This window comes from Rhodococcus sp. EPR-134 (assembly GCF_001647205.1).
GTDB classification, from domain to species: Bacteria; Actinomycetota; Actinomycetes; order Mycobacteriales; family Mycobacteriaceae; genus Rhodococcus_F; species Rhodococcus_F qingshengii.
Map to the genome: position 1 here is coordinate 1 of NZ_LVCT01000463.1, position 5422 is coordinate 5422.

Genomic DNA, 5422 nt, shown 5'->3' on the forward strand with positions numbered 1-5422 from the left:
GAGACGTACCGTCGCGAGATCCTCAGCAAGATCCCGGTCGGTGAGTACACGTGGGAGGACTACGCCGAGCACGACGGCGTCGACGAGCCGATGCTCCACATCCAGCGCATCACGCTCACGAAGACGCGGCCGGAGGACGAGGGCGGCGAGCGACTCATCCTGGACTTCAACGGAACCGGACCGCAGGCAAAGGGTCCGATCAACCACTGCGGTGACTACGCGGACGGAAACTTCCTCATCAAGTGGTTGGCCCCGATTCTGCGTAACCTCGCGGACACCCCGGAGCGCATGGCCGAACTGGATGTCAACGAGGGCGTCGTACCGCTGATCGAGATGAAGTTCCCCGAGAAGGGAACACTGATCACCCCGATCTTCCCCGCTCCCACCAACGCGCGCACGTTTGTCATCCTCCGTCTGCTCGGAGTGCTGGCCGGCGTCGTGGCCAAGGCTGTGGACGGCAACATGCCCGCCGATCAGGAGACCATCAGGTACACCGGTGTTTACGGTGAGGACTTCGAGGGCCACTCGTACCTCATGCGTGAGGTGCTCGGCGGAGGTTCCGGCGGACGCTACTACGCCGACGGCGAGGACACGATTCACGTCGTTCCCGATTCGCGGAACCTGCCGACCGAATTCACCGAGAGCCGTTTCCCCTTCATCGTCGAAAAGCTCGGTCTGGCCATGGATTCGGGCGGAGCCGGACGCTACCGCGGCGGTCTGGGATACGAGAAGCACATCCGCATGCTCAAGGATGCTCACTTCATGTCCATCGCGGACCGTTCGATCCTCGCCTGCTGGGGAGTCAAGGGCGGCAAGGCCGGTCGGCCGTTCTCCGTCGTCCTGGATCCGGGTGGACCGAACGAGCGTGAGTTCGACGCGCTGACCGATGCCGAGCCGATCAAGGCCGGCGAGGTCGTACGGATTCGCACCACCGGTGGTGGCGGTTGGGGAGATCCACTGGAGCGCCCGACCGAAGAGGTCTTGCGAGACATTCAGTGGCGCAAGGTTTCCGTAGAGGGTGCACGCGACGACTACGGCGTTGTCGTCGTGATCGAGGGTGACGAGCCGACCGTCGACGAGGCTGCTACCACGGAGCTACGGGATCAGTTGCGCTCGGAACGCGGTGAGAACGAACCCTTCTTCGATCGGGGTCCGGGCTACGCGCAGCTTTCCGGTGGCGCCACCTCAGCGGTCTACGACTACGTCTAGGACGGAAAACTCTCATGGAGAACGGAATTGCTCGCGGCGCCGACATCGCGGTGATCGGCGCCGCGGGTAAGACCGGTGAGGCAGTCGTCGCTGCACTGCCGCCGAGCGTGACAGTTCGGCGACTGGTGCGAAAGGCGCGTGTCGACGGGGACTTCGAGGTAGAACTGGAAACCGGAAGCGGACTGCGCAAGGCGCTCGCCGGGTGCCGAGGCGTGTACTTCATTGCCCCGAACGTCCATCCCGACGAGCCCGCACTGCTTCGCAATGCGCTGACGGCAGCGGCATCGGCGGGAGTGGAGCACTTTGTCTATCACTCCGTCGCGTGGCCGTTCAGCCCGTCCATGCCGCATCACCTGGACAAAGCCAGGTGTGAGGACGAGCTGCATCGTTCACCCTTGAAATGGACTGTGCTGCAACCGTGTGCGTACGCGCAGAATTTCGAGGCGGTACTCACTGGTCGGTCTGACACCATCGTCCTGCCGTACAGCGCGGAAACGAAGTTCTCGTTCGTGAGTCTGGCGGACGTGGCGGCTGTTGCCGCGGTCGTACTGAGCGAGGGCTCGGGTGAACATCACGGAGCGACGTACGAGGTGGGCGGCCCGCAAGCTCTGAGCGTCATGGAGGTGGCACAGATGGTGGAAAAGCAGACGTCACGGACCGTCGCGATAGATCAGATCAGCGTGGATCAATGGCGCGAACAGATCGGCAGCAGCCTTGACGTCAACGCCAGCTCGCGTCTGGCGGCGATGTTCGAGTTCTACAACCACCACGATTTTCTTGCCGGCAGCGCGGCCGTCGAACTGCTTTTGGGTCGCCGACCGATGGCCGTCGAGAGCCTGATTCGCTGAATTCGGCTACGAAATGCCTCCGACCGCCCAGACCACCAGTGGGGGCAGGGCGGCCAGGATCAGGCAGACCGTTCCGTTGAGCCACTTGTGCTCCACCGTGACGGCGGCGAACTCGCGCAGAATGGCGCTCGGCAGGTAGTACCGGGCGGTGTGGGAACCGATGACTTCCGCATCCAGATCGAGGCTTCGGGCAAACGTCGCAGTTCGGAGGATGTGGAAGTTGCTGGTGACCAGCACCATTCGAGGCTTCGTGGTGTTGGCACGGAGAAGGTCCCTGGTGTACTCGAGGTTCTCGAGCGTGGTGGTCGAGCGGTCCTCGAGAATCACGCTCTCGCGCGGTATCCCGTGATCGACGAGGTAGACGCACATTGCCTCCGCCTCGCTGACCACCTCGTCCGAACCCTTCCCGCCGCTCACGACCAACAGTGGTGAACGTCCTTCGCGGACCTCGGCGCGAAAGACGTCGGCCGCCTTGTCCAGACGGCTGGCAAGCAGGGGTGTCACGTCGGCGCCCGAAAGCCCGGCGCCGTGAACCACTATCGCGTCCATCCCGGGCTGGTACTTCTGGCGTCCGTAGACGTAGGAGTAGAGCAGAAAGCTCGTGAACAGAAACCCCAGGTACGACGCGACCAGGCTGAACGAACCGAGAACGACTGCGAGCCAATATCTCTGCGTCAGCAGCGCTGATGCGAGCAACACGTAGGGAACGAGCAGGCCGAGTCCGGCGACGAGTGAGAGCAGATTCGCGACGCTGAATCCCTCGCGCCGCAGCATCGTGACTCCGTTGACGATCAGGAATCCTGCGAGCATGAGCACCAGCAACGGCGAGAGCAGAGCGATCGTCGCGATGACGAACGACGGGACCTCGGTTCCCGGCGCACCCGACTGCAACATCCACAGACCGGTGAAGATCAGTCCGAGAAGTAGGTAGACGCCGTTGCTCAGCCTCCGTCGATCCTGCCTGAACCGGTAGCCGCAGAATCCGAGCAGCGCGAGGCCGATGAGGAGAAGGATCACGGAGCCAGCCTAGGCGAGGCGCTTACGACACGGGCGCCACCACCTTCGACTGCTGGATCGCGGACAGGACCCTGGTACGGCACTTGATGAACAGTGGGTCTGCCTTGGTGGTCAGTTGATCTCGAGCTCCGGTCAACGGGACGTCGACGATGTCCTGCGTCAATGCCGGAGTTCCGCCGAGGACGACCACTCGATCGGACAGGTACACCGATTCGTCGACGTCGTGGGTGACGAGGAGGACGGTGATGCCAAGATCACGCTGAAGCGTCAGCAGCAGGTCTTCGAGTTCCGCGCGGGTCTGCGCATCGACCGACGCGAAGGGTTCGTCCATGAGGAGTACCTGCGGCCGATAGGCGAGAGCGCGAGCTATCGCCACTCTCTGCTGCATTCCGCCGGACAACTGCCAGGGGTAGGAACGCGCAGCACCGCCTAGACCGACAACGGCAAGTGCATCGCCAACCCTCTCGTTCTGAACCTTCCGCGCCAGACCGTTGCCCCGTAGCGGCAGGCGAACGTTCTCGCCCACTCGAAGCCACGGCATCAGTGTGCGTCCGTAGTCCTGTGACACGAGAGCCAGCGTGGCCGGCGGTGCATCGATCGCGATCCCGGCGATGCGGACCTCACCGGTGGTCGGCTTCTGCAGACCGGCGATGCAACGAATCAGCGTGCTCTTGCCGATGCCGGAATGGCCGACGATGCAGACGATTTCTCCGGGTGCAACGGACAGATCGATGCCGCGGAGCACTTCGCGGCCGGTGGGACCGCCGTAGGTCACCCCGAGGCCGCTCAGTTCGACTGCGGGTTTCGATGCCGCAGATTCTGTGGATGACATCAGTTTCCTTTCACTGCGAGCGCGTCGTGGGTCCGCGGCTGCCATCTGAGCAACCATCGTTCGATCACGCCGTATCCGAGGTTGAGCACGTATCCGATGATTCCCAGCAGGAGAATTCCGGACCACATGTCGGCGATCGCGAAGGTCTGTTGCGCGACGATCACGAAGTGACCGATTCCTGCAGTGGAGACGTACATTTCGCTTCCGACCATGATGACGACACCGATCGCGAGACTGGTGCGGATACCGACTGTTATCTGCGGCATCGCTCCGGGGAGGAGTACCTGCGTCACCAGGAGGGGTGTACGGATCCGGTAGCTGCGCGCCACCAATCGGATACTCGGGTCGATGGAGCGAATGCCGTCGAGGGTGTTGAGGAGTATCGGCCAGACCGCGCCGAAGGCGATGGCGGCAACGTTACCCGTCGAACCGGTTCCGAAAACGATGAAAAGAGCGGGTAATACGGCCAGCGCCGGAATAGCGCGGAAGAACTGGAGAAACGGATCGGCAATGTCGGCAGCCAGCGGGAACATTGCCAGCAGGAGACCGGCACCGACGCCGACCACCAGTGCCACGGCGAGACCGAAGGCAAGGTTGGTCAAGCTCGGTACGACGTCGTGGACGAATCCCGGACCGAACCAGTTGTCCACAAACGCTTTCCAGATACGCGACAGCGGCGGGAAGTAAGGCGACTTGCTCGACTCCGAACCGAAGTACCATACGACGACGATCAAGATCGGCAGCCACAACTCCCACACGAGGAGTCGAAGTCCTGACATCATCTTCACGTCGTCATCCTCCTCGGGATGTAATGCCAGGCAAGTAAACGATTCTCGATCGCCATCACGGCGAAGGCGAGCAGCATTCCGAGTAGTCCGGCGACGATGATCAGTGCGAACATTCGATCGGGGACGGATTGGCTCAGCAGGATCTCCTTACCGAGTCCCGGCACGCCCGCGATCAATTCTGCACCGATGGTCAGCAGCAAGCTCAGTGTTGCCGAGATGCGAATCCCGGTGAAGATGTAGGGCATCGACGCCGGTGCGACGACGAGAGCGAGTCTGCGCCACAGCGGAAGTCGGAAGGAGCGTGCGGTCGCCAGCAGTTCCGGGTCGACGTTGCGCACACCGTGAATCGTCTGGAGCAGAATCGGCCACACACTTACTGCCACGATCAGTGCCACCGCCATCCGTTGCGTCGGGCCCATGATCAGCAGAAAGAGCGGAATGATTGCGAGCGGCGGAACGGTTCGGCAGAAGTCGATGACGAAACGGGAGGAGACTGTCAGGAACGGGTGCGCGGCGAGCAGCAGTCCTGCCGGGATTCCGATCACCAGGCACAGCGCCAAACCGATCGCTGTGGTGGTCACCGTTTGTCCCAGTGATGTCCACAACGAGGATGTGCCGAGTTCGTTCACAAGGGCCACTGCCACGTCGCTGAACTTCGGAATACCTTTGACGTCCTCGTCGCCGAGCATTCCGAAGATCTGCCAGGCGGCTGCCAATGCGAAGAGCGT

The 5422-nt window shown here is 62.4% G+C and carries 6 protein-coding genes; 2 read left to right on the top strand and 4 right to left on the bottom strand.

Annotation, left to right across the window (positions count from 1 at the left end; genetic code table 11):
- Together A2J01_RS21460 and A2J01_RS21465 are read left to right on the top strand one after the other, a co-directional pair.
- The coding region (locus A2J01_RS21460; RefSeq protein WP_197494268.1) for a hydantoinase B/oxoprolinase family protein at positions 1-1209 on the top strand (1209 nt) is incomplete at its 5' end.
- Between the two features lie 14 nt (positions 1210-1223).
- Positions 1224-2057 (top strand): NmrA family NAD(P)-binding protein, encoded by an 834-nt coding sequence (locus A2J01_RS21465; protein ID WP_003945973.1) that lies wholly within the window; start codon positions 1224-1226, stop codon positions 2055-2057.
- Positions 2058-2063: 6 nt separating this feature from the next.
- On the opposite strand, the gene A2J01_RS21470 is transcribed toward A2J01_RS21465, so the two are convergent.
- The 4 genes from A2J01_RS21470 to A2J01_RS21485 form a co-directional block, all read right to left on the bottom strand.
- Positions 2064-3074 (bottom strand): YdcF family protein, encoded by a 1011-nt coding sequence (locus tag A2J01_RS21470; RefSeq protein ID WP_047271863.1) that lies wholly within the window; start codon positions 3072-3074, stop codon positions 2064-2066.
- 22 nt (positions 3075-3096) lie between these two features.
- On the bottom strand, positions 3097-3906 hold the full coding sequence (locus tag A2J01_RS21475; RefSeq protein ID WP_064113529.1) for an ABC transporter ATP-binding protein: 810 nt from the start codon (positions 3904-3906) through the stop codon (positions 3097-3099).
- Positions 3906-4688, bottom strand: a complete 783-nt coding sequence (locus A2J01_RS21480; RefSeq protein ID WP_231915863.1) for an ABC transporter permease — start codon at positions 4686-4688, stop codon at positions 3906-3908. Before A2J01_RS21480 ends, A2J01_RS21475 begins: the two co-directional genes overlap by 1 nt.
- A 2-nt stretch (positions 4689-4690) precedes the next feature.
- The coding region (locus tag A2J01_RS21485; protein WP_082900926.1) for an ABC transporter permease at positions 4691-5422 on the bottom strand (732 nt) is incomplete at its 5' end.

Bases quoted from the DNA above. Each gene is read 5' to 3' on its own strand.
- A2J01_RS21465 (WP_003945973.1), top strand. From the start codon at position 1,224: ATGGAGAACGGAATTGCTCGCGGCGCCGACATCGCGGTGATCGGCGCC.
- A2J01_RS21475 (WP_064113529.1), bottom strand. From the start codon at position 3,906: ATGTCATCCACAGAATCTGCGGCATCGAAACCCGCAGTCGAACTGAGC.
- A2J01_RS21480 (WP_231915863.1), bottom strand. From the start codon at position 4,688: ATGATGTCAGGACTTCGACTCCTCGTGTGGGAGTTGTGGCTGCCGATC.